Source organism: Microbacterium testaceum, from assembly GCF_001476285.1.
In the GTDB taxonomy this organism is placed as follows: domain Bacteria; phylum Actinomycetota; class Actinomycetes; order Actinomycetales; family Microbacteriaceae; genus Microbacterium; species Microbacterium testaceum_B.
In genome coordinates this window covers 20,191-42,366 of sequence record NZ_LDRU01000002.1, presented here as the reverse complement: position 1 = coordinate 42,366, position 22,176 = coordinate 20,191, and the positions used below count along the sequence as shown (strand labels likewise).

Below are 22,176 nucleotides of genomic sequence, written 5' to 3'. Positions count from 1 at the left end.
TCGCCGCCGACGTCCCCGCGGGCGGCGCGGGAGCCGACAGCGGCGCTGTCGCCGCGACCGAGATCGATACCGACGACGATGCGCGCGTGCAGAACGTGTCGAGCCAGAACGACCTGCCCGGGGTCGGAACGCGCGCGGCCGACGGCGGCATGGAGCGCGGCACCGATGATGCCCGGGGCGGCAGCGACTCGACCTCGCGCCACCACGAGGACACGACGGCCGAGGAGCCCGTGAACGGCACGGAGCCGGAGCCGCACGTCGACGGCGACGACCCGATCGCCAAGTATCAGCCCGGCGTGGGTCGCGACTCCGCCGCCTCGAGCCGCGTCGCCCAGAACCTCCCCGACCCCGACGACGCCTGAGCCGCGCCAGCCCCGCATCCGACGCGTGCCAGGCTGGTCCGATGGACGACCTCCGCCTCGAACCCCTCGCCCCGACGCTCGACGACTATCTCGAGCTGCGCCGCGCCTCCGGGCTGACTCCGAAGCGCCCCGATCAGGGCGCACCGGCCCTGGCGAACAGCTGGGCGTGGCGACGGATCGTGGATGCCGACGGCCGGTCGGTCGCGATGGGCCGGGTCGTCGGTGACGGCGGGTGGTACTTCCTCGTCGCCGACGTGGCGACGCTCCCCGCCTACCAGCGCCGCGGACTCGGACGCCGCATCCTCGAGGACCTTCTCGCGGAGATCCGTGAGAAGGTCCCCGAGGGTGCTTATGTGACACTCCTCGCCGACCCGCCGGGCCAGGCGCTCTACCGCAGCCTCGGCTTCACCGAGCCGACGAGCGGCTCCGTGACGATGCACCAGGTCCTGAGCTGAGCCCAGCGCCCGTTACCCGTCGGACCGCCGCGCGTCGCCCCCACCACCCGAGCAGAACGTCGAGCACCACGAAGGCGGCGAGCGGATAGCCGACCATCGGCAGAACCGATCCGATGAGCACCGCCACCACGAGCACGGTCCCGACGCCCCACCACGGAGCCCCACGAAGGGCTCCGCGGGCAGGGGCGGCCGCGAATCCCCGCGTCGGGCGCCGCTTCCACCACATCGCGTAGCCGAGCACCACGAGAGCGGCGATCCCGACCGCCAGAGCGAACAGAGCGACCTGGTTCGGCAGACCGAACATCGAGCCCATGTGCAGGTCGATGCCCCAGCGCGAGAGCTTCGCGAGGAGCGGGAAGGTCGCGAAGTCCACGCGGTCGACGACCTCCATCGTCGCACCGTCGATCGCGACGGCGTCCACCTCCGTCGGGAAGCTCCGGTGGATCTCCTGCACGACCCAGGCGGTGCCGGGAGCGGCCGGCGGGCGGATCTCGACGTCGCCGCTGTCGACGTTGATGCGCTTCGCGATCGCGAGCACCGCGTCGAAGGTCGGCGGATTCGCCGCCCCCGCGGGCGCGGAGGGCGAACCGCCCAGATGCTCGGCATGGTCTCCCCCGTGGGCGGCGGCGCCCTCGAGCGAGGTGTCGAGCGAGGGCGTGCCCCCGCCGATCGCCGCGCGCAGGTCCGTCACGTTCGCGCCCGCGAACGTCGACCACGTGATCCCGGTGGCCGAGAGGAAGAGCGCCCCCAGGACGACCCAGATCCCGACCGCCGAGTGCCAGCCCGACAGGCGACGGTAACCGCGGTGCGACCGGTTGGGGCGGAGCAGATCGCGGCGCCCGCGGCGGCTGCGCACGAAGCGCCCGATCCAGAGTCCGAGTCCCGCGAGCGCGACGATTCCGAGCCAGGATGCCGCGAGCTCGCTGTACCACCGGCCCAGGGCGCCGAGGTGGAGCGAACGGTGCAGATCGCTGATCCAGTGCCGGACCGGCAGTGCTCCGCTCGTGCCGTAGACGGGGAGATCTCCGCGGACCTCGGTCGTGGCGGGGTCGACGAAGATCGCTCGCGTGGTGCTCTCGGGCAGCGTGTCGTCGGCGAACATCACGCGTGTGGTCGCGCCGGGTTCGGGCGCGGGCCGCACGGCGACGGGCGTGGCACCGGAATCGACGTAGGCCTCGGCGGCTTCGATCTGGTCGGCCAACGGCATCCCGGGCAGGCTCGAGGTCGCCGTCAGCTCGTGCGAGTAGACGACTCTCTCGATGACCGGGGTGAGGGCGTAAAGTCCGCCGCTCACCGCCGCGACGAGGATGAACGGTCCCACGAGGAGCCCCGCGAGGAAGTGCACCCGCCGCAGGAACGCGGTGAACCACCCTCTGCGGCCGGCACCGGATGCCACGCCTTCGGCACCGCGACCGGGTCGAGTGTCCAGAACACCCGGACTCCCGGCCCCGGCGTTCCGGGTTTCTTGGACACTCGACGGGGATGTGGAGGCATCTGACACGGATGCGCCGCCCGAGGCGGAGAGACCACCGAGTCGGTCAGTCGTCATGACCGGACCCCCTCTCCGGGTGAACGGGACGACAACTGGTCGTGAGCGGGTGGCGGGACGAAGCGACGGCGCGGAGGCGGATCATGGGGTTCTCTCTTTCGGCGATGCCGAGCGCGCCGCAACGGCGCGGATTCAGCGCACAGCGCTGCCCACGCACGCAGGCGACGGCACGGCACGACGGACACGGGCGTCTCGGAGGACGCGAATCCCCGCCGTGCGTGTGCACGACGGGCCGGTCGCGGCGGGTGCCGAGCACTGAGGAGCGTCAGGCACCGGATGCCGACGACCGAACGCCCCGCGACGGATCACGCGGGGCGGGCGTCAGTGTGCGCCGAGAGGTGGGCCGCGCCGTCGAGCGGTCGCCGCCAGCAGGACCGAGACGGCTCGCACCTCGGCGACGATCTCGGCGAGGACGCGACGCGCGGGGGTCGGCCCGGGCGCGTCGGTGAGGATACGGACCCGCGCGCGCAGCCAGGCGCCGAGCCGGACGGCGAGTTCGCGCAGGTGCGCGACGGTCCGCTCACCGCGGTGCAGGGCGGCGGTGGTGAGCGCGGCGGCGATGACGTGCCAGCCCCACATCGTGGCATCCGGGAGCATCGTCATCGTCACGGAGTCCGCGTCGAGTGCGGGCACCGCCCCCGCGCCGCCATGGACGTGACCGGCGGCGACACCCGGCCGGTAGCTGCCCAAGACGAAGAGGGTGTGGAACAGCAGCTGGCTGAGGCCGACCGCGAGCCCCAGGCGCAGAGCCGACAGGCGGCGACCGGCGAGCGCGGTGCACGCGACGAACGACAGCGCGAGCGGGACGAGGATGCCCACCGCGCCCGGCATCGCTCCCCCGGCGGTCACGTGCGAGAGCAGAGCGACGAATGTCGCCACGGCGGCGGCCACGGCTCCGCGCGCGACGCGCGTTCCCCGTTCGTACCGTCGCATGAGACCCATTGTGTCAGGCGTGTGCGGCGGGGACCGCCGCCGTCACCGCGCGAACAGCGCGATCCCGACGCCGAGGATCGCCACGACGGCGGCCACGGAGCCGTAGAGCACGAGAGCCCTCCGGCCCCCGCCCTTCCACGGCCGGTCCTTCATCGGGAGCACCTGAGGAGCCCCGGATGCCATGGCATCGGTGCCGTCGGTCTCTTCGATGGCCTCGCGGACGGCTGCCACGACGCCGAGCGCCCGCCGCCACACGCGCGGGTCTCCCACGGCGAGCTGCCGCGGGCTGTAGAGGAAGAGCCACCCCTCGACGATCTCGAGATCGAACGGCAGCTCGGCGTCGTCGAGGAGGTCGAGGACGTCGGAACGCAGGATGCCACGAGCCCAGTCCGCCGCCCGAGCATCGACGTGAACCTCGGTACCGTTCCCGAGCGTGAGCGTCTCCGCGGCGGTCGGTGTCGACGGCAGGAGCCGGATCGCTCGCGCGCTCGCGGTCTCGACGAGAAGGGCAGGCGCGGGGCGCGACAGGCGGACAGCCGCGTACCCCCACGCCGAGCTCATGACGTTGAGCTCGATCGCGTACTGGAAGGCGGAGTTGGCGATCTCGATCTCGGGGTCCCCGGGGAACCGCACGATCCGGCCCGCGCCCTGCATCTGGCGCGGGCGGCCGGCGGGGTCGCGGAAGACCACACCCGGCAGGGGCTGGTCGAGGACGAGGGGCCAGAACTGCGCGCCGTTCGCCTCGGCGAACAGGCGTACGGCCTCCGTCTCCTCGCTGTCGTCGTATCCGTCACGCAATTGCAGGAGCGGGGCCACGTCGAGCGGTTTCGCCATGCCTCTCATTCTGTCGACAGCGGGCGCGGGCGGCGCGCCCCTAGGCTGAGTCCGACCCAGGAGGATGCCGTGCCCCGACCCCGTGTCGTCATCGCCGGAGCGAGTGGTTTCGTCGGCCAAGCTCTGGCATCCGCGTTCCGCGACGAGGGATACGACCTCGACACGATCGGCCGGAGGGGCACCGCGACCTGGGAAGACCAACCGGCCATCGAGCGTCTCGTCGAGGGCGCGGACGTGCTCGTCAACCTCGCGGGCAAGATCGTGTCGTGCCGGTACACCGACGCGGCACGAGACGAGATCCTGCGTTCACGGGTCGAGACGACGAGGGCGTTGCACCGCGCGGTGCGCACGGCAGTCCGTCCGCCCCGCGTGTGGTTCAACGCGTCCACCGCCACGATCTACCGCCACGAGACGGAGCGGGGGAACGACGAACGCGACGGGGTCATCGGCGACGGATTCTCGGTCGACGTGGCGACCTCGTGGGAGCGGGCGTTCTTCGACGGCGACCTCCCCGAGACCCGCCGCATCGCGCTGCGCATGGCGATCGTCATCGGCGACGGACCGGCGACACGCATGCTCCTCGCGCTCGGGCGTCTCGGACTCGGTGGAGCGCAGATCGACAGCTGGTGGTTCCCGCACCGCCGCTACCGCGGGATCGGCGCGCATCCGACCGGGCCGGTCTGGTCGAGCTGGCACCGGACGTCGGGCCGCCAGCGCTTCAGCTGGATCCACATCGACGACGTGGTGGCATCCGTCCTGTTCCTCCGCGATCGCGCCGATCTCGAGGGACCGGTCAACCTCGCGGCGCCCGGCGTCAGCGACAACCGCACGCTCATGCGCGAGGTCCGGCGCGTCGCGGGGAGGAGGCTCGGCCTTCCCGCCTACCGGTGGATGCTCGACCCCGCGATGGCGGTGCTGCGCAACGAACCCGAGCTGGTGTTGAAGAGCCGGTGGGCCGTGCCGCGCGTACTCTCCGAGGCCGGCTTCCGCTTCCGGCATGCGGAGCTGGGTCCGGCTCTGGATGCCGTGGCCTCGGTGCGTCGCCCGCGCGCACGCGACCTCTTCTCGGCATGACGAACCGCCCGCCCGAGCAGATCGGGCGGGCGGGAGAGTCGGTCAGGCGTTTCGACGGATGAACCGCATGAGGGCCGCGATCACACCCACGATGAGGATGATGATCCCGATCCACAGGAGGAACTTCACGGCCTCGACGAAGACGCCGAGGAACAGCAGGACGAGTCCGACGATGATGAGGATGATGGCGAGAGCTGGCATGTGTTCACTCTGTCCCGCCGACCTCCTCGGGCGACCACCCTTGACACGAGCCCGATAGGCCGTCGTGTCAAGGCCGGGCGGCCTCGCGGAGTCGGGTCTACGGTCGAGGACATCACGAGGGCGGGAGACCCAACGATGAGCGAACGCGACACCACAGGCCGCGGAACCGGACCCGACGAAGGCGAGTACACCGACGTGCAACTCCCCGACGGCGAGCGGGACCACGGCAGTTCCGATCTGCCCGGCGAATACGTCGATCGGGAGAACTCGGACGGCACCGAATCGCGGCCCCGTTCCGATGAAGCCGGCGCCTATACCGATGTCGAACTGCCGTCGGGGCAAGAGGACCGCGAGGACCTCGAGCACCCCGGCGAGTACACCGACCGCGACCGCTGAACGATTCAGCGATCGAGGACCACCTGTGGATCCACGCGGTAGGCAACGCGGTACGCCTGGGCGAAGCGTCCTGGAGCGGTGAAGCCCCAACGGGCCGCGACCTGGGCGACCGTGGTGACCGCGGCGTCGGCCGCGACGAGATCGGCATGGGCGGCGCTGATTCGCGCCGCGGCGAGGTACGCCTCGGGGGTCAGCGCCAGCTGGCCATTCGCCGCGAAGGCGCGCCGCAGCCCCTCGGTCGAAGCGCCCACCGCGGCGGCGGCGTCATCGATCGTGATGGGCAGCGAAGCGTGATCGTCCAGCCACGCGGTCGCCGAGGCGTAGATCGCCGCCTGCTCAATCGCCGACGCGCGGCGCTCACGCGGATCGCCCACGAGAGCGAACGTCTCAAGCGTGGCGGCGGCGAGCGAGCGGTAGACCTGGGCCCGCACGAGCGGTTCCGACATGACCGGCTCCTGGGTCAGCGACCAGCGCAGTGTGGCGAGCCAGTACTCGCGCATCCGGCGCGAGACGGGTGCCGTCCCCTCGAACCGGACGGTGAGCGTCTCATCGCCGTAGATCATGCGCGCCGTCTCGGTGAGCCGGGCAGCATCGAAGGCGGCGAGCTGCAGCCTCGTCGATTGCGGGCGGCCGATCAACTCCTGGCCCGGTTGCACGATTCCCGGCTCGACGCTGTACTCCCCGGCATCCGATCCGATGCTCCATGCGTATCCGGGCGTGGAGGTAGCCACGAAGAAGCGATCGGCCTCGTAGATGACTTCAGCACGGCAGTCCCAGTCGAGGTGGCGCAACGAGAACGCCCCATCCCCGATCGCGTGCTCGGCGAACGACGCGTCATCGGCCTGGACGTCGACGTGCCCGTACTGAGCCTGCAGCCACGCCAGCGTGTCGGTGACGTCGTCGGTGCGGACGCGGGTATCGAAGAATTCGTTCATGGCTGTCCACGATCATCGTAGTTAACCTCGCGGTCTCGGACCGCCGTCATCTCGGCCCTTTTTGTTCACCTCTTCCTGGAAAGCGATCATGACCGGCAGCCCCCGTGTACGCCCCATCACCCCCGACGACGCCGGAGAGGTGCTCACGATCCAGCGCGCGGCCTTCGCGAGCGAGGCGCTCATCTACGGCGACCCCGACATGCCGCCGCTGACCCAGACCCTGGAGGAGCTGCGCGCGGAACTCGTCGAGAACCTCGGTTGCGTCGCCGTGTCGGATCACCGCATCGTCGGTGCCGTACGCGCGCGGCGGGACGGCGACCTGCTCCTGATCGGGCGTCTCGCGATCGCGCCCGACCAGCAGGGCGAGGGACTCGGGACGCTCCTGCTCGGTGCCGTCGAGGAACGCGGGCGTGAGGCCGGCGCGAGTGAGGCCGAGCTCTTCACGGGCGGCCTCAGCGAGGCGAACCAGCGCCTGTACGAGCGCGAGGGGTACCACCGCACCGAGGAGACGGCCGACGGCGAGATCTTCTACCGGAAGCGGCTCATCTGACCGGAGGCTTCGACGAGCTCCGGCCCCTCCGCGCTGCCAGGTCCCCGAGCTCGTCGAAGGGACCGGCACACGCAGAAGGGCCGCCGCCCGCACCCGGACGACGGCCCCTCCCGGCGCAGCGCTTACGGCGTCGGCATGCCGCCGTTGACGTTGAGCGTCTCACCGATCACGTAGCTCGACTCCGCCGAGGCGAGGTAGACGTACGCGGGCGCGAGCTCGGCCGGCTGGCCCATGCGTCCGAGCGGGGTCTCCTCGCCGAACTCGTCGACCTTCTCGTTCGGCTGGCCGTCGGTGACCTGCAGCGGCGTCCAGATCGGTCCCGGGGCCACTGCGTTCACGCGAATGCCCTTCGGGGCGAGCTGCTGGCCGAGCGCCTTGGTGAAGGTGTTGATGGTCGCCTTCGTCGACGCGTAGTCGACGAGGATCGGCGCCGGCGAGTACGCCTGGATCGACGTGGTGTTGATGATCGTCGAACCGGGCTTCAGGTGAGGCACCGCCTCTTTGCAGATCCAGAACATCGCGTACACGTTGGTCTTGAACGTGTCGTCGAACTGCTCATCGGAGAGGGTCGTGACGTCTTCGTTGAAGATCTGCTTGCCGCCGTTGTTGACGACGATGTCGAGGCCGCCGAGGCCCTCGACCGCCTCCTTCACGAGGCTCGTGGCGTACTCGCGCTCGCGCAGGTCGCCGGGGATCTGCACGACGGTCGCGCCGGCCTCGCGCAGGATGCCGGCGATGCGGTCGGCATCCACCTGTTCCTCGGGCAGGTACGACATCGCCACCGAGGCGCCCTCGCGGGCGAAAGCGATCGCGGTGGCCGCGCCGATACCCGAGTCGGCGCCGGTGATGAGGGCCTTGCGTCCCGCAAGTCGCTCGCTGCCGACGTAGGTGTCCGCGCCGAGAGCGGCCTTCGGGGTCAGCTTCGCGTCGAGCCCGGGTTCGGGCTGGTCCTGCGCCTGCGGTTCGATGTCGGCGTAGAGCTTCGTGGGGTCGGTGAAGGTGTACTGCGTGCTCATGACACGTCCTTTCAATGGGGGATGGATGCCGGGTGTCACATACCCGGCCGGTTCAACGGCCGCCGAGCTCGTCGGCATCCACGACATCGCGGATGACGAGAGCGGCGTTGATGAGGGCGAGGTGGCTCAATGCCTGCGGGAGATTGCCCCAAAACGCCCCGTCGGACTCGGCGATCATCTCGGAGTAGACGCCCACGTCGTTCGCTTGAGCGACGAGGGCGTCCATCGCCTCGATGGCCTCGGCGTGCCGACCGACACAGGCCAGCGCGGTGGCCCGCCAGAACGCACACGCGACGAAGGTCTGCTCCTCCTGGTCCATGCCGGTGTAGCGGTAGACCAGGTGGTTCTCGGTGCCGAGGCGTTCGGTGAGGGCGTCGAGGGTCTTCGACATCCGCTCACCGCGGTCGAAACCCGTGGGAGCGTGCAGAAGCACCGAGGCGTCGAGATCCTCGGTGCCGGGTGCCATCGTGTACGCCTCGAGCTTCTCTGACCAGCAGTGCTCCTCGACCCACGCGTGGATGCGGTCGCGCTCGGCGCGCCAGCGGTCTCCGTTGTCGGGGATGTGGCCGCCGTCGGCGAGCCACTGCGCGTCGTCGAGGGCTTTCCAGCACCCCATCTTCGACGAGGTGTAGTGGCGGAGCTCCGGGAGCTCCCACATGCCCGAGTCCTCGCGACGCCACAGGTCGCAGGTCCGGTCGGCGACGTCGGCGAGGAGACGGCCGGTCTGGATGTCGAGGCGGTTGCCGGCCTCGACATAGGTGCGGCACAGGGCGATGAGGTCGCCGTAGACACCGAGCTGCAGTTGGCCCTGCGCGGGATTGCCGGTGACCACCGGCTGATTGCCGTTCCAGCCGGGGACCTCGTGCTTCTCGAGCCCGATCTCGGCGTCACCGTCGAGGGTGTACATGACCTGCACCTCGGGACCGTTCTTGCGGATCGTGCGCAGCAGCCACGAGATCGCCGCGTGCGTCTCCTCGCGCAGCCCGAATCCCACCCACGCGTGCGCCGTGTAGGCGAGGTCGCGCACCCACGCGTAGCGGTAGTCCCAGTTCTTCCCGCCGCGCGGGTTCTCCGGGAGCGATGTCGTCGCCGCGGCGGCGATCGCGCCGGTGGGGCTGAAGAGCAGCAGTTTCAGAGCGAGTGCGCTTCGCTGCACGTCATCGGCCCACGGCCCGTCGTAGGAGAACTCGTCCGACCAGGTCGACCAGCCGTCCACGGTGCGATCGATACCCCGATCGACGTTCTGCGCGTCCGGGATCCGCAGCGGCTCGCCCTCGGTCGCCGCGATCACGAGGAGATGACGCGATCCCTTCGCGGTGGTGAAGCCGCCCTCGATGCTCTCGTTCCCGGCATCCGGTTCTCCCCGGATGCCGTGCTCGTGACCGACCACGGCGAGCGAGACGTGGCCGATGCGCATGACCGAGAAGCCGTCGATGCGCTCCGTCCAGGGCGCGGCCGAGCGCAGCATGGTGCCGGGCTGGACGCACCAGGCGAACTCCACCTCGCCCTTCACCCCGTCGACGCGGCGCGCGAGCTCGGCCCACGGCAGGCGGCCGGCGATGCCGGTGACCATGGCGTCGGTGAGCGTCGCCACGCCGGTCGCGGTCGTGAACGTGGTCTCGAGCACGTTGGTGCGCGGGATGTAGCGACGGGTCACCTCGTACTCCCCCACCGGAGCGAGTTCGATGCACCCGCCGGCGGACTCGTCCACGAGCCGGGCGAAGACCGGACGCGAGTGGATGTTCGGCAGCGGCAGCCAATCGATCGATCCGTCGCGGCCGATCAGCGCGACCGTTCGCCCGTCGCCGATCGCGGCGTAGTCGCGGAGCGGCCGGGAGGGCGGAGGCGGGGTCGAGAGCACGTCCCCACGCTAAGAACGCTCCCGTCTCGGTACGCCGGGGTTGTCCATCTGGCGGGGAGCGGCTACGGGAGTGTCGTGTCGACGGCACCGGCGGGATCCGCGACAACGGCACGTTCGCGGCCACGGTGCGCTCGACGACGATCCGCGCCGTCCGCTTCCGGTTACCGCGACACCCGAGGACGCACAACCCCCGCCCTCCGGTCGGCCGGCACCTCTAATGTCGCTGACACCGCGAGTGAAAGGAACGTGCATGTCCACGACCACCAAGGACACCCCGACCAAGAACCGTCGCCGCCCCGCGCGCGGCGGCAGCGGCCCCGAGACGACCGACGAGCAGAACGCCGAGAAGGGCTTCCAGGCGTCGGAGAAACTCACCGACAGCCTCCAGGCCGTGCTGGTCGACCTCATCGAGCTCTCGATCCAGGGCAAGCAGGCGCACTGGAACGTCGTCGGGAAGAACTTCCGCGACACCCACCTGCAGCTCGACGAGATCATCGACGCCGCGCGCGAGTTCAGCGACGAGGTCGCCGAACGCATGCGCGCCCTGCACGCGCTGCCCGACGGGCGCAGCGACACGATCGCCGAGACGACCACCCTGCCCGAGTTCCCGCAGGGAGAGGTCGACACGTCCGAGGTCATCGACCTCATCACCGAGCGCCTCGACGCGACCGTCGGCACGGTCCGCGAGGTGCACGACGACGTCGATGACGAAGACCCCACGAGCGCCGACATCCTGCACGGCGTGCTCGAGCGCCTCGAGCAGCTCTCGTGGATGGTCAGCGCCGAGAACCGCGTCGCCCGCAAGTCGTGAGCACGGACGAAGACACCGGATGCCGGGGCCTCAGGGCCTCGGCATCCGTCGTTCGTGCGGCGGGTCGGCCCCTCGACCGGTTGTGCCGTGTCGGCAGACCACAGCGTGAGAGGGTCAGCCTCGGGCGATGAGAAACGGAGGGTGCGGACCCTCGAGTCGGGCGACGCCGAGTTTCAGGTCCACGAGAGACGCTCCCACCTCTGCCAAGCGGCGATCCACTTCCGCGAAGCGGCCGTCCACTTCGGCGAAGCGGCGGTCCACCTCCGCGAAGCGGCGGTCCACTTCGGCGAAGCGCGCGTCGGTGCGGGCTTCCAGGCGGTCGAAGCGCGCGTCTACACGGTCGAAGCGGGCATCCATCCCCGCGAACCGGGCGTCGGAACGGTGCTCGACGCGACCGAGCATCCATTTCGTCCCGCCGAGGATCGCGACAGACAAGGTCACGACCGAACCGACTGCCGTCGAGAGCAAAGGGAGAGTTTCCATCGGGCGGTCCTTTCGCGATCGGATGCCCCGACTGTAGACCACCGTCGTCTTGCGGAGCGCGGGTCATCGTCGTGCCGTGCAGAACTTCACCCGCCTGCCTGATGTGGACGATATGTCAGAGCCGCAGCACCTCGGTGACGCGGACGACGGCCGTCCCCTCCTCCTCGGAGGCGGCGAGATCCACCTCGGCGCGGATGCGCCAGTCGTGGTCGCCCGCGGGATCGTCGATCGTCTGCTCGACCCGCCACAGGCCCTCGGTAGCGGCCGACTCGTCGATGTCGACGTACGCCGACGACCGCGCGGCACCGCCCGTGCCGATCGTGTCGTGCTCGTCGAAGTAGGCGTCGAGTGCCGCCGACCAGTCGACGTCCGGGTCGAGCTCGGCGAGTTCGTCGTCTCGCTGGAGCGCGGCGAGCTGCACGCGGCGGAACATCTCGTTGCGCACGAGCACGACGAACGCGCGGCGGTTGGTGAGGATCGACGGCGGCGCGGGCGGCACCACCGGGGCGGTGGGGTCGTCGGCCGGGTTGATGAGCTGCTCCCACTCGTCGACCAGGCTCGAGTCGACCTGCCGCACGAGTTCGCCGAGCCACGCGATGAGGTCGAGCAGATCGGGCGTCTGCGCGTCGACCGGCACGGTCTGGCGGATCGCGCGGTACGCATCGCTGAGGTACCGCAGCACCAGCCCCTCGCTCCGGGCCAGCTGGTACAGCGAGACGTACTCGCCGAACGAGCACGCCCGCTCGAACATGTCGCGCACGACCGACTTGGGCGACAGCTCGAAGTCGCGGATCCACGGCTGGCTCGACGCGAACACCTCGTACGCCTGCGCGAGCAGCTCGTCGAGGGGCTTGGGCCACGTGATCTCCTCGAGCAGCTCCATGCGCTCGTCGTACTCGATGCCCTCGCGCTTCATCGCCGCGACCGCCTCGCCGCGCGCCCGGAACTGCTGCTGCGACAGGATCGGACGCGGGTCGTCGAGCGTCGCCTCGATGACGCTGACGACGTCGAGCGCGTAGTGCCCGGTGCCGACCGACGACGTCGGGGGCGTGGCATCCGGTCCCCGCCCGAGCTCGACCTCGGGGTCGAGCATCTCGATCGCGGCGAGCGCGAACGGCGACAGCGGCTGATTGAGCGCGAAGTTCGGCTGCAGGTCGACGGTGAGCCGGATGCCGTCGGCCCCCGCCTCGACCACGCCGGCCTGCACGAGCGTGCGGAAGATGGCGATCGCTCGGCGGGCGAGCTCGTACTGCCGTGCGCGCGGCTCGTGGTTGTCGAAGACGAGCGACCGGACGTTGGCGAAGACGTCGCCGCCGCGGGCGATGACGTTGATGAGCATCGCCGCGGTGAGCTTCATCTGCGGCACGAGCGGTTCGGGCTCGGCCGCGACGAGACGGTCGTAGCTCTGCTCGGTCCAGTTGACGAAGCCCTGCGGCGCCTTCTTCCGGACGATCTTCTTCTGCTTCTTGAGGTCGTCGCCGGCCTTGAGGATTTGAGCGGCGTTCTCGATCTCGTGATCGGGCGCCATGACGACGACAGTGCCGGCGGTGTCGTACCCGGCACGACCCGCGCGACCGGCGATCTGGTGGAACTCTCGCGCCGAGAGCTGACGCATGCGCGTGCCGTCGTACTTCGTCAGCGCCGTCAGGAGCACCGTGCGGATGGGCACGTTGATACCCACCCCGAGCGTGTCGGTGCCGCAGATGACGCGCAGGAGCCCCCGCTGCGCGAGCGTCTCCACCAGCCGCCGGTAGCGCGGCAGCATGCCGGCGTGGTGCACGCCGATGCCCGCGCGGACGTATCGCGAGAGCGTCTTGCCGAAACCGGTGGTGAAGCGGAAGCCGCCGATCGCTTCGGCGATCTCGTCGCGCTGCTCGCGCCCGATGATGCGGATCGACGACAGCGCCTGCGCCCGCTCCATCGCCGCGGCCTGCGAGAAGTGCACGACGTAGATGGGCGCCTGCTTCGTGTCGAGCAGCTCCTGCACCGTCTCGTGGACCGGGGTGCGCGCGTACTCGAAGTGCAGCGGCACGGGGCGATCGACGCCGGTGACCCGCGCGGTGGGGCGCCCCGTGCGGCGCGAGAGGTCGTCGGCGATGTCCTCGACGTCGCCGAGGGTGGCCGACATGAGGATGAACTGCGCGCGGTTCAGCAGCAGCAGCGGTACCTGCCACGCCCAGCCGCGGTCGGCCTCGCCGTAGTAGTGGAACTCGTCCATCACGACCTGGTCGACGTCGGCGTCGGCGCCCTGGCGCAGGGCGAGGTTCGCGAGGATCTCCGCGGTGCAGCACACGATCGGGGCATCGGCGTTCACCGACGAGTCGCCCGTGACCATCCCGACGTTCTCCGCCCCGAAGATGTCGACGAGCGCGAAGAACTTCTCGCTCACGAGCGCCTTGATCGGTGCGGTGTAGTAGCTGCGGCCGCCCCGGGACAGGGATGCCGCGTGCGCCGCGACCGCGACCAGCGATTTGCCCGTACCGGTCGGGGTCGACAGGATCACGTTCGCTCCCGAGACGATCTCGATGATCGCCTCGTCCTGCGCGGGATAGAGCGAGAGGCCGCGCGACGCCGCCCACTCGACGAAGCCGAGGTACACGGCATCCGGATCGCTGCCGGCGGGCACGTGCTCGAGGAGGGGGGTCACGGTTCCACCCTCTCATCCGCCGGGGTCTCGCCCGATGGGGGCGTGGCTCATCTGCATGATCCGAGGGGCGGGAGTGCTCTCGCGGAGGTCCGGGCGCCCCACCCGCCCCACCGGTCATGCAGACGAGCCACGCCCCCGCTCGTCGACTCAACCGTCGGCGCTGAAGACCCCGACGTTGCCGTCGTCGAGCACGAACTGCATCGCCGTTCCCACGGGATAGCGGGCGCGGAACGGCTCGGGGAACGACGACGTCACGATGAACTCGACGCTGGCCGGGAAAGGACCGGCGCCGCAGCCCCCGACCCGGATCCCCCGGGGCGCGGAGCGCGGGGAGTCCGCTTCGCGCACCTCGCTGGTGTCGAGCGCGATGAGGCATTCCGCCTGATTGCCCTCGGAGTCGATCTGCGAGACGCCCGAGAACACCGTCAGCCCGTAGTAGTCGGCGAATCCCCGGGTCTGTTCGGGATCGAATCCCAGGTAGCCGGCCGAGCCGAGCTGCGCGTCGGGATCGGCCGTGAGGGTGTCCGTCTGCGCGATCCCCGCGGTGCGGTCCACCGCGGTGACACTGACTCCGGCCGCAGTCGCCGCGCTCGTGAGTGCCACGACTCCCGCCACCGCCACTGCCGCGACCCACACGCGCCGACGTGAGCGGAGGAGGGGGCGCCGCGGGGCGGGCTCCGCCTCCTCCGGTTCCGGGTCCGGCTGGGGCACGTCGGCGTCGTCGCCCGGATCCGCCTCGGTCTCGGCCTCGGCCTCGAGCGGGGCGGCGCGCATCCGCTCGAGGTCTTCGAGTTCACGCAGACGCGCGACGGCAGCGGGGTCGCCCTCGATGTCGGCGTTCGGACCGTACGCCCGCGCGCGAAGACGCTCGAGCTCGCTGCCGTGATCCGCGTCCATCCTGTGCATCGTGTCACGGCAAGTTCATGCGTGGGAATAGATTGACGGATGCCGCGTTGCACCGTACATGCGCTCCTTCGGCACACTCTCCTTCGGCCACTACGGCCCCCTCGGCGGCGGTCGCCAGCTCACCGCCGGCGACTCGATGCTCCAGGCCATTGACCTGGCCCAGGGTATGGACGACCTCGGGGTCAACGGCGTTTCGTTCCGCGTGCACCACTTCGCGCGCCAGCAGGCGGCGCCCATGCCCCTCCTCGCGGCGATCGCGGCCCGCACCTCGCGCATCGAGGTCGGCACCGGCGTCATCGACATGCGCTACGAGAACCCGCTCATGCTCGCCGAGGAGGCGGCATCCGTCGACCTGATCAGCGGCAACCGCCTCGCGCTCGGTGTGAGCCGTGGGTCACCCGAGACGGTCGTGCGCGGCTATGAGGCTTTCGGCTACACGGGTTCGCAGGACCCGCGCGGCGGCGACATCGCCCGCGAGCACTTCGACCTGTTCCTGCGCGCGATCGACGGCGAGGGTCTCGCGGAGCGCGACCCGATGAGCCCGTTCGGCGGCGGCACCGGTCTGCAGCGCATCGAGCCGCACTCCCCCGGGCTCCGGAAGCGCATCTGGTGGGGCGCCGGCACGACGGCGACCGCCGAGTGGGCGGGCCGCGTCGGCGTCAACCTCATGTCGTCGACGCTCCTCACCGAGGCGGACGGCACGCCGTTCGACCTCCTGCAGGCGCAGCAGCTCGACGCGTTCCGCGCCGCCTGGCGCGAGGCAGGGCACGAGGGCGAGCCGCGCACCTCGGTCAGCCGTAGCATCTTCCCGATCGTCACCGCCGAAGACGAGATGTACTTCGGCGGCTCGGCCGGCAGCGACCAGATCGGCGTGATCGACGGCATGCGCTCGACCTTCGGCAAGACCTACGCCGCGACCCCCGACGTGCTCGTCGAGCAGCTGCAGAACGACGCCGCCGTGATGAGCGCCGACACCCTGATGCTCACGATCCCGTCGCAGATGGGCGTCGAGTTCAACCTCCGACTCGTCGAGAACTTCGCGCGCCACGTCGCCCCGGCCCTCGGCTGGGTCCCGACCACCACGTCGGTCACGGCCTGACCGATCTCCCGCAGGGCCCGGATGCCACCCGCTCGGCGTCCGGGCCCTCGGCGTCGGTGCGTGCGGGTGTTTACGGTGGGGGAATGTCCCTGTCGCTCACCCCCATGGATCCGTCGAGGCGGGACCGCGCGGAGCTCATCGCTTTCCTCACGACGAACGTCTTCCCCTTCCACGTGCGAGCGCGCCTGACGGCTCCAGACGTGGAGCGGGCGATCGATGACGGCGTGTGGCACGGCGACGACATCGAGGCCCACTGGCTCAACGGCGACCGCGGCCGGGTCGGGCTCGTCCGGCTCGACGACCTCGGGGACGCCACGGCCATGATCGACCTCCGCCTCGCCGAGGTCTGGCGCGGGCACGGCTTCGGGACGACGGCCCTCGCGCTGGCGCGTGATCGCGTGTTCTCGACCCGGGCGAATGTCCTCCGGCTCGAGGGACAGACACGTGAGGACAACCTCGCGATGCGCCGCGCGTTCGAGCGCGGAGGGTGGGTGTGCGAGGCGTACTACCGCGACGGGTGGCCGGTCGAGGGCGCTGAGCCCGTGGCATCCGTCGCCTACAGCGTGCTGCGCCGCGACCACCTCTCCGGGCGCACGACCCCTGTGCCGAGCACCCTTACACGGTTCCGCGTCGGGGACACCGATGCGCTGGTCGCGACAGCCTGGGCCGCGGAGGAACGTCTGCTCGACCCGGCCGTCCGCCGCGTCCCTGCCGATGTCGACCGACTGCTCGACGACGCCTTCGTCGAGATCGGCCAGTCCGGACGCCGCTGGACCAAGAGAGCGATCATCGAAGCACTGAGCGACGAGCCGGGCGAGGCGCCGGGGACGATCACGGAACGTGCGGCCCGGACGATCGCGTCCGACATCGTGCTGCTCGAGTACGTGCTGTGTTTCGACGGTCGCGTGAGCCGCCGGTCGTCACTGTGGACCGTCTCGCCCGACCCGCGGTGCCTCTTCCATCAGGGCACGACCGTCGCGTAGCGGGAAGGCTCAGCGGGCCGTCGTTCCCCGCGACCGCGCGATCGTCTGCGACACGAGGTACTCGCCCCACGCCACGATGTACGCGCCGAGCGCAGCCCAGACCCACCCGTTCGGCAGGACGCCCAGCGCCCCGAGGACACCGGCGACCGTCAGCGCCACCACGACGATGAGCACCGGCACCAGAGCACGGGATGCCACGGCCCCGGCCGGTGTGCGCAAGACCACCAGCAGCGCGCCGGCGGTGGCGATCAGGAGGATGAGCGGTGTCCACCACGAACCGAGGGTGCTCATGGTGGCGGAGGCACCGAGGCCCGCGATGACGAGGGACGCGGTGCGAAGGGCACGGATACGGGACTCGGGAATGAGGTGCTCCTTTTTCGAGCGCGACGCGGAGCGTCGACATCACAGGGGTGACTCCAGCGTAACGAGGAGGGATCGCGCGGATAGGGTGAGCAGCGCACCATCGTGATCGACAGAAGGGGCTTCCGTGGTCCTCTCCGCCTCACCGCAGGATCAACCCGATTCCCTGGACTGCATCGCGCGCGACCTCGTGGCCTTCAAAGACGCCCGCGGCCCCCTCTCGTACGGCGAACTGGCGCGTCGCGTCGGTGAGCTCCGGATCGAGCGCGGAATTCCCGCCGCATCGGCGTATCCGGCACGCACGACCGTCTACGATGTCTTCCGCCCGGGACGATCGCGCATGGATCCGGTTCTCGTGCACGACATCGTCCGTGCCCTGGGAGCGAATGACACGGAAGCCGACACCTGGGTCGAGCGCTACCACCGCGTGCGACGCCTCACCGAGCCCTCCGCTCGTCAACGGCCCACCCCGGCCGTCGACGCTCCGGCACCGATCGACCGACCCAGCCTGCTGCCCGCAGCACCCACCCGTCGCCGCTTCGCGCCGCTGACGCTCGTCGGGTGCCTCCTGCTGAACGTCGTGGGACTCGTCGTGGTGCAGCATCTCCATCTGCCCCTCTACCTCGACATGGTCGGCACCGCCGTCGCGGCGATCGTGTTCGGGCCCTGGTACGGCGTGGCCATGGGTCTGCTGACGAACCTGTGCGGCGTCGTCGTCGGGATCCCCGGGGCCGCGCCCTTCGCGCTCGTGAACGCGGTCGGCGCGCTCGTCTGGGGCTACGGGGTCCGCCGCTTCGGGATGGGCGGCGACATCGTGCGGTACTTCCAGCTGAACCTGCTGGTGGCCCTCGCGTGCTCGCTGGTCGGAGCACCCCTCAACGTGCTGCTCTTCGCCGGCTTCTCCGGGCACGGATCGGACACCGTCACGCTGTCGCTCGAGACCATGGGGCTGCCGATGGTCGCCGCGGCCTTCTCGACAAACCTGTTCACCTCGGTGATCGACAAACTCCTCACCGGCTTCATCGCGCTCATCGTGCTCGTCTGGCTGCGCGGCGCGACCGGGGTGCCCACGCCCCACGTACCCCTGATCGATCATCTGCGTGCGCCCCTCGCCCCACGATGGGTACTCGACCCGGGTCGGCGGCGACTCACGCTGGTCTGACCGCGCTCGACCGAGAGAAGCCCCTGAAATGCCGACGATTCGGCCTCGTGGGGCACGCCGTTCATCCGCGCGCCCTACGCTGATCCGGCGGGAGAGCACGAGTTCTTCTCGGTCGACGAAGCCATCGCATCGGGAGGGGTTTGATGGAGCTGTCACGGCGGAGCATGATCGTCGGCGCCCTGGGCGTCCTCGGTCTCGGCGTCGGAAGCGTCGCCGCCGCCACCGTGATGACCCACGGCGCCCCCGAGAAGCCCATGTCCGCGCCGAGCGCGCGGGCGAGTTCTGCCACCCCGACGCCGCGCTCCAGCCCGTCGCCCACCGACGGCCCCGAAGACCTTCGCCTCTCCGCGTGGGACAGCGTCGTCCGCCGGATCTCGGATGCCGCCGACGTCACCCTCGCGCTCACGTCGGGGACCCTGCCCGCGGGCGTGAGCATCGCCGCCGGGAGCCTCGTCGGACGCCCGACCGAGGAGGGTGCCTACCGCTTCTCCCTCGAGGTCGCCGAGGGGAAGAAGCGATCGACCCGCACCTTCGCCGGGAAGGTCGCACCGCTCAAGCGCGACCTGAGCATCTCGCTGAGTCTCGACCAGCGCACGCCGATGTCGGTCACGGCGAAAGAACTGGACCGGATTGCCCGCCTCGGGGCGAACGCGACGCTCGTCATCTACTGCTTCATCTCCGATCCGACCTCCACGACCTTCACCCGCGTCACCGACGATCGGATCGACAAGGTCTTCCAGCAGGCTCGCGAACGCGGCGTCCGCATCACGCTCGTGAAGCCGCACATCGTCACGAACGACCAGGGCGACGGGTTCTACCGCGGCAACTACACCCCGGCATCCCTCGATGAGTTCTTCGCGAACTGGGAGGACCAGCTTCTCTTCTTCGCGGATCTCTGCGCCCGCAATGACGTCGAGTACCTCTCGCTCGTGTGCGAGCAGCCGCATCAGACGGATGCCGCCACCTACGACCGCTGGGTGCCGTTGATCCAGAAGCTCCGCGACGCGGAGCCGGCGCTCAAACTCACCGCGGCCTTCACGACGCTCGAGCTCTTCCTGCTGTACACCTTCTGGGTCCCGCAGTCGACGCCGCACATGGCACGGCTGCTCGACGTGTTCGGCATCAATTCGTGGGTCGTTCTGACCGACAAGGTCTACACGCCGGACACGCCGAACATCGGCGTCGACGAGCTCGTCGCGGGATGGCGGGGCGGCGGGGGGAAGACCGACGACCACCTCGGCAAGCTGGAGACCGTCTGCGACGCCCTGCGCATCCCGTTCCTGATCACGGAGGTCGGTGTGCAACCCCGCGTCGACGGTCTCGCCAAGCAGGACAACAGCTCTCCGCCCACGGGCGTCGAGAACTTCGACGTCCAGGGGCTGCTGTACCAGTCGGTCCTGCAAGCACCGCTGCAGTCGCGCTGGTGCACGGGCGTCTCGATCTGGCACATGCGCGCGCCGTTCGCGTTCGGGAGCCTCAAGGGCACGCGCCTGTACCCCGGCGAGAGCGTCCTCAAGAGCGCGCTGCTGCGCACCCCCGCGCTCGCGAGCAAGGACTTCTGAGCGAGTCGTCCGGGTCAGCCCCGCGCCGCAGCCCCGCGCCGCAGCCGCGTCGGGATGCCGCATAAACGCCATCCACTCACATAAACGCGCTGCGCACGTGTTTATGTGAGTGGAGGGCGTTTATGGCCGTGCCCCACTGCCGCGGAGAGCGTTTATGGCCGCGCCTCGGCGGCGCGAACGCCGCCCGCGGGGCGCCGGCCCCGGGATCGCCCCCGCCGAGCCGCGCCTCAACGCCCGTTGCGGTCGGCCGCGGAACGCGGCGGCGCCGACGCAACGTCGAGCCGCTCGAGACCGCGCAACGACGTCCAGACCAGCTCCTCGCCCTTGGCCGCGTGCTGCGATGCGCGCACGGCCCGCTCGTCGGCCCACGAGTTCAGCACGTGCCCGCTGTGCCCGCGGACGTGCTCCAGCACGACGTCGGGGAGCCCCGCAGCACGACGGGCATCGCGCGCGGCGATCAACGCTTCGAGGATGCCGCGATTGGCGACCGGTTTCTTGGCGCTCGTGACCCAGCCCCGACGACGGTGCCCGTCCATCCACGACGAGTACGTGTCGATCGCGTACTTCGAATCCGCCTGCACGACCAGCTCGCGCACGTCGGCGTGATCGGTGATCGCGTGCAGGAGGCCGAGGAGCTCGCCGATGTTGTTGGTGCCCTCGGGGATGGAGCCGGCCGCCCAGTGGCCGTCCTCGCCCACCCACGCCCACCCCGCGGGTCCGGGGTTGCCCTTGCAGGCGCCGTCGGTGGCGACGACGTAACGATCGGCGGAGGCGGGCGCAGGCGTGCTCATCCCTCCAGTCTCGCTGCTTTCCGGCGCCCGCCGTGCACGCGGCACGGCGGGCACCGTCCGAGGGTCAGCTCTTCCCGCTGTCCGCCTTCTTCGATCCCGCCTCGAGAACATCGCCGGCCGGCAGCTCCTGGTGCCCACCGAACTGCAGACGCATCGCCGACAGCACCTGATTGGCGAAGTGGTCCTCACCGCGCGAGGCGAAACGCTCGAACAGGGAGGCCGCGAGCACCGGGACCGGAACGCCCGTGTCGACCGCCGCCTTGACGGTCCAGCGGCCCTCGCCCGAGTCCGAGACGCGCCCGGCGAGACCGTCGAGCGTGGGGTTCTGCTCGAGGGCGGCCGCGGTGAGATCGAGCAGCCACGACGAGATGACCGAGCCTCGGCGCCACAGTTCGGTCACGCGCGCGGTGTCGATGTCGAACTGGTAGAACTCGGGCTCCTCGAGCGGCGCGACCTCGGCGGAGTGCTCGCCCTGGTGCAGACCCGCGTCGGCGTTGTTGAGCACGTTGAGGCCCTCGGCGAGCGCCGCCATGATGCCGTACTCGATGCCGTTGTGCACCATCTTCACGAAGTGACCCGCCCCCGAGGGGCCGCAGTGCAGGTATCCACGCTCCTCGGTCGAGTACTCCCCGGTGCGACCGGGCGTGCGTTCGACGTCGCCCGGCCCGGGCGCGATCGTGCGGAGCACCGGCTCGAGGTGGGCGACGGCCTCGTCGTGGCCGCCGACCATCAGGCAGTACCCGCGCTCGAGACCGAAGACGCCGCCGCTCGTTCCCACGTCGACGTAGTGGATGCCGGAGTCGTTGAGCTTCGCCGCGCGACGCACGTCGTCGCGGTAGTTCGAGTTGCCGCCGTCGATGATGATGTCGCCGGGTTCGAAGACCTCGGCGACCTGGTCGACGACGGTGCCGGTCAAGCCCGCGGGGATCATCAGCCACACGGCGCGGGGCTTGGTCAGCTTCGAGGCGAGGTCGGCGATGCTGGTCGCACCGGTCGCGCCTTCCGCGACGAGGGCGGCCACGGCATCCTGATTCACGTCGAAGACGACGCAGTCGTGACCGTCCTTCATGAGCCTGCGGACGATGTTGGCGCCCATTCGTCCGAGACCGACCATGGCGAGTTGCATTGGATCCCCGTTCATCGTGGATGGTTCATCGTGCGTCGAGGCCGCGAGAGGCCCCTTCCGCGAGTCTAGGAGCGCGAGAC

At 70.3% G+C, this 22,176-nt stretch carries 23 protein-coding genes; 10 read left to right on the top strand and 13 right to left on the bottom strand.

The annotated features are described in order from the left end of the window. On the top strand, positions 1-362 hold a 362-nt coding region (locus NS283_RS18795), incomplete at its 5' end, for a hypothetical protein (RefSeq protein ID WP_058594995.1). Between the two features lie 41 nt (positions 363-403). Next, positions 404-817, top strand: coding sequence for a GNAT family N-acetyltransferase (locus tag NS283_RS00875; protein WP_058594994.1), 414 nt, complete (start codon positions 404-406; stop codon positions 815-817). On the opposite strand, the gene NS283_RS00870 is transcribed toward NS283_RS00875, so the two are convergent. The 3 genes from NS283_RS00870 to NS283_RS00860 form a co-directional block, all read right to left on the bottom strand. Continuing rightward, a complete protein-coding gene (locus NS283_RS00870; RefSeq protein WP_440589439.1) occupies positions 768-2,213 on the bottom strand; it encodes a PepSY-associated TM helix domain-containing protein in 1,446 nt (481 codons plus the stop codon). The two genes, NS283_RS00875 and NS283_RS00870, sit on opposite strands and share 50 nt — an antisense overlap. A 474-nt stretch (positions 2,214-2,687) precedes the next feature. Continuing rightward, a complete protein-coding gene (locus NS283_RS00865) occupies positions 2,688-3,299 on the bottom strand; it encodes a hypothetical protein (protein WP_058595000.1) in 612 nt (203 codons plus the stop codon). Positions 3,300-3,341: 42 nt separating this feature from the next. After that, on the bottom strand, positions 3,342-4,133 hold the full coding sequence (locus tag NS283_RS00860; RefSeq protein WP_058594992.1) for a hypothetical protein: 792 nt from the start codon (positions 4,131-4,133) through the stop codon (positions 3,342-3,344). Between the two features lie 69 nt (positions 4,134-4,202). Here NS283_RS00860 and NS283_RS00855 point away from each other — a divergent pair, with 69 nt between their 5' ends. Then, the gene (locus tag NS283_RS00855) at positions 4,203-5,207 is read left to right on the top strand and encodes an epimerase (protein ID WP_058594991.1); all 1,005 of its coding nucleotides are present in this window, start codon (positions 4,203-4,205) and stop codon (positions 5,205-5,207) included. A 42-nt stretch (positions 5,208-5,249) separates the two neighbouring features. Here NS283_RS00855 and NS283_RS18790 read toward each other — a convergent pair whose 3' ends face one another. Then, on the bottom strand, positions 5,250-5,408 hold the full coding sequence (locus NS283_RS18790) for a hypothetical protein (RefSeq protein ID WP_193751287.1): 159 nt from the start codon (positions 5,406-5,408) through the stop codon (positions 5,250-5,252). A gap of 135 nt (positions 5,409-5,543) precedes the next feature. On the opposite strand from NS283_RS18790, the gene NS283_RS00850 reads away from it, so the two are divergent. Beyond that, positions 5,544-5,804, top strand: coding sequence for a hypothetical protein (locus NS283_RS00850; RefSeq protein WP_058594990.1), 261 nt, complete (start codon positions 5,544-5,546; stop codon positions 5,802-5,804). Between the two features lie 5 nt (positions 5,805-5,809). Here NS283_RS00850 and NS283_RS00845 read toward each other — a convergent pair whose 3' ends face one another. Beyond that, positions 5,810-6,739: a helix-turn-helix domain-containing protein gene (locus NS283_RS00845; RefSeq protein ID WP_058594989.1), complete on the bottom strand. Its 930-nt coding sequence runs from the start codon at positions 6,737-6,739 to the stop codon at positions 5,810-5,812. An 88-nt stretch (positions 6,740-6,827) separates the two neighbouring features. On the opposite strand from NS283_RS00845, the gene NS283_RS00840 reads away from it, so the two are divergent. Next, on the top strand, positions 6,828-7,289 hold the full coding sequence (locus NS283_RS00840) for a GNAT family N-acetyltransferase (RefSeq protein WP_058594988.1): 462 nt from the start codon (positions 6,828-6,830) through the stop codon (positions 7,287-7,289). 122 nt (positions 7,290-7,411) lie between these two features. Here the strand turns inward: NS283_RS00840 and NS283_RS00835 are convergent, their stop codons facing one another. Together NS283_RS00835 and NS283_RS00830 are read right to left on the bottom strand one after the other, a co-directional pair. Next, positions 7,412-8,305: an SDR family oxidoreductase gene (locus tag NS283_RS00835; RefSeq protein WP_058594987.1), complete on the bottom strand. Its 894-nt coding sequence runs from the start codon at positions 8,303-8,305 to the stop codon at positions 7,412-7,414. Between the two features lie 52 nt (positions 8,306-8,357). After that, a complete protein-coding gene (locus NS283_RS00830) occupies positions 8,358-10,166 on the bottom strand; it encodes a glycoside hydrolase family 15 protein (RefSeq protein WP_058594986.1) in 1,809 nt (602 codons plus the stop codon). 250 nt (positions 10,167-10,416) lie between these two features. Here NS283_RS00830 and NS283_RS00825 point away from each other — a divergent pair, with 250 nt between their 5' ends. Next, positions 10,417-10,977, top strand: coding sequence for a Dps family protein (locus tag NS283_RS00825; protein WP_058594985.1), 561 nt, complete (start codon positions 10,417-10,419; stop codon positions 10,975-10,977). Between the two features lie 114 nt (positions 10,978-11,091). On the opposite strand, the gene NS283_RS00820 is transcribed toward NS283_RS00825, so the two are convergent. From NS283_RS00820 to NS283_RS00810, 3 genes are all read right to left on the bottom strand, one after another. After that, positions 11,092-11,460, bottom strand: coding sequence for a response regulator (locus NS283_RS00820; RefSeq protein WP_153001362.1), 369 nt, complete (start codon positions 11,458-11,460; stop codon positions 11,092-11,094). 115 nt (positions 11,461-11,575) lie between these two features. Then, a complete protein-coding gene (locus NS283_RS00815; RefSeq protein ID WP_058594983.1) occupies positions 11,576-14,107 on the bottom strand; it encodes a DEAD/DEAH box helicase in 2,532 nt (843 codons plus the stop codon). Positions 14,108-14,254: 147 nt separating this feature from the next. Beyond that, the gene (locus NS283_RS00810; RefSeq protein WP_058594982.1) at positions 14,255-15,004 is read right to left on the bottom strand and encodes a hypothetical protein; all 750 of its coding nucleotides are present in this window, start codon (positions 15,002-15,004) and stop codon (positions 14,255-14,257) included. Positions 15,005-15,071: 67 nt separating this feature from the next. Here NS283_RS00810 and NS283_RS00805 point away from each other — a divergent pair, with 67 nt between their 5' ends. Further along, positions 15,072-16,112 carry an LLM class flavin-dependent oxidoreductase gene (locus NS283_RS00805; RefSeq protein WP_058594981.1) on the top strand — a complete coding sequence of 347 codons (1,041 nt, stop codon included), beginning with the start codon at positions 15,072-15,074 and terminating at the stop codon, positions 16,110-16,112. 83 nt (positions 16,113-16,195) lie between these two features. Next, positions 16,196-17,095 (top strand): GNAT family N-acetyltransferase, encoded by a 900-nt coding sequence (locus NS283_RS19385; protein WP_081317180.1) that lies wholly within the window; start codon positions 16,196-16,198, stop codon positions 17,093-17,095. A gap of 9 nt (positions 17,096-17,104) precedes the next feature. Here NS283_RS19385 and NS283_RS00795 read toward each other — a convergent pair whose 3' ends face one another. Then, positions 17,105-17,386 (bottom strand): hypothetical protein, encoded by a 282-nt coding sequence (locus NS283_RS00795; protein WP_058594980.1) that lies wholly within the window; start codon positions 17,384-17,386, stop codon positions 17,105-17,107. A gap of 196 nt (positions 17,387-17,582) precedes the next feature. Here NS283_RS00795 and NS283_RS00790 point away from each other — a divergent pair, with 196 nt between their 5' ends. Together NS283_RS00790 and NS283_RS00785 are read left to right on the top strand one after the other, a co-directional pair. Further along, positions 17,583-18,617 carry an ECF transporter S component gene (locus NS283_RS00790; RefSeq protein ID WP_058594979.1) on the top strand — a complete coding sequence of 345 codons (1,035 nt, stop codon included), beginning with the start codon at positions 17,583-17,585 and terminating at the stop codon, positions 18,615-18,617. Positions 18,618-18,760: 143 nt separating this feature from the next. Then, positions 18,761-20,179, top strand: a complete 1,419-nt coding sequence (locus tag NS283_RS00785) for a hypothetical protein (protein ID WP_058594978.1) — start codon at positions 18,761-18,763, stop codon at positions 20,177-20,179. Between the two features lie 227 nt (positions 20,180-20,406). Here the strand turns inward: NS283_RS00785 and NS283_RS00780 are convergent, their stop codons facing one another. Together NS283_RS00780 and gnd are read right to left on the bottom strand one after the other, a co-directional pair. Next, positions 20,407-20,970 (bottom strand): ribonuclease H family protein, encoded by a 564-nt coding sequence (locus NS283_RS00780; protein ID WP_058594977.1) that lies wholly within the window; start codon positions 20,968-20,970, stop codon positions 20,407-20,409. A 64-nt stretch (positions 20,971-21,034) separates the two neighbouring features. After that, complete coding sequence (gene gnd, locus NS283_RS00775) at positions 21,035-22,096, bottom strand: phosphogluconate dehydrogenase (NAD(+)-dependent, decarboxylating) (protein ID WP_058594976.1); 1,062 nt, start codon at positions 22,094-22,096, stop codon at positions 21,035-21,037. Between the last annotated feature and the right edge of the window lie 80 nt (positions 22,097-22,176).

Excerpts from the sequence above, each read along its gene's own strand:
- NS283_RS00875 (WP_058594994.1), top strand. The coding sequence starts at position 404 with ATGGACGACCTCCGCCTCGAACCCCTCGCCCCGACGCTCGACGACTAT.
- NS283_RS00810 (WP_058594982.1), bottom strand. The coding sequence starts at position 15,004 with ATGGACGCGGATCACGGCAGCGAGCTCGAGCGTCTTCGCGCGCGGGCG.
- NS283_RS00865 (WP_058595000.1), bottom strand. The coding sequence starts at position 3,299 with ATGCGACGGTACGAACGGGGAACGCGCGTCGCGCGCGGAGCCGTGGCC.
- NS283_RS00840 (WP_058594988.1), top strand. The coding sequence starts at position 6,828 with ATGACCGGCAGCCCCCGTGTACGCCCCATCACCCCCGACGACGCCGGA.
- NS283_RS00850 (WP_058594990.1), top strand. The coding sequence starts at position 5,544 with ATGAGCGAACGCGACACCACAGGCCGCGGAACCGGACCCGACGAAGGC.
- NS283_RS00780 (WP_058594977.1), bottom strand. The coding sequence starts at position 20,970 with ATGAGCACGCCTGCGCCCGCCTCCGCCGATCGTTACGTCGTCGCCACC.
- NS283_RS00835 (WP_058594987.1), bottom strand. The coding sequence starts at position 8,305 with ATGAGCACGCAGTACACCTTCACCGACCCCACGAAGCTCTACGCCGAC.
- NS283_RS00805 (WP_058594981.1), top strand. The coding sequence starts at position 15,072 with ATGCGCTCCTTCGGCACACTCTCCTTCGGCCACTACGGCCCCCTCGGC.
- NS283_RS00860 (WP_058594992.1), bottom strand. The coding sequence starts at position 4,133 with ATGGCGAAACCGCTCGACGTGGCCCCGCTCCTGCAATTGCGTGACGGA.
- gnd (WP_058594976.1), bottom strand. The coding sequence starts at position 22,096 with ATGCAACTCGCCATGGTCGGTCTCGGACGAATGGGCGCCAACATCGTC.
- NS283_RS00785 (WP_058594978.1), top strand. The coding sequence starts at position 18,761 with ATGGAGCTGTCACGGCGGAGCATGATCGTCGGCGCCCTGGGCGTCCTC.
- NS283_RS00845 (WP_058594989.1), bottom strand. The coding sequence starts at position 6,739 with ATGAACGAATTCTTCGATACCCGCGTCCGCACCGACGACGTCACCGAC.
- NS283_RS19385 (WP_081317180.1), top strand. The coding sequence starts at position 16,196 with ATGTCCCTGTCGCTCACCCCCATGGATCCGTCGAGGCGGGACCGCGCG.
- NS283_RS00820 (WP_153001362.1), bottom strand. The coding sequence starts at position 11,460 with ATGGAAACTCTCCCTTTGCTCTCGACGGCAGTCGGTTCGGTCGTGACC.
- NS283_RS00795 (WP_058594980.1), bottom strand. The coding sequence starts at position 17,386 with ATGAGCACCCTCGGTTCGTGGTGGACACCGCTCATCCTCCTGATCGCC.
- NS283_RS18790 (WP_193751287.1), bottom strand. The coding sequence starts at position 5,408 with ATGCCAGCTCTCGCCATCATCCTCATCATCGTCGGACTCGTCCTGCTG.
- NS283_RS00825 (WP_058594985.1), top strand. The coding sequence starts at position 10,417 with ATGTCCACGACCACCAAGGACACCCCGACCAAGAACCGTCGCCGCCCC.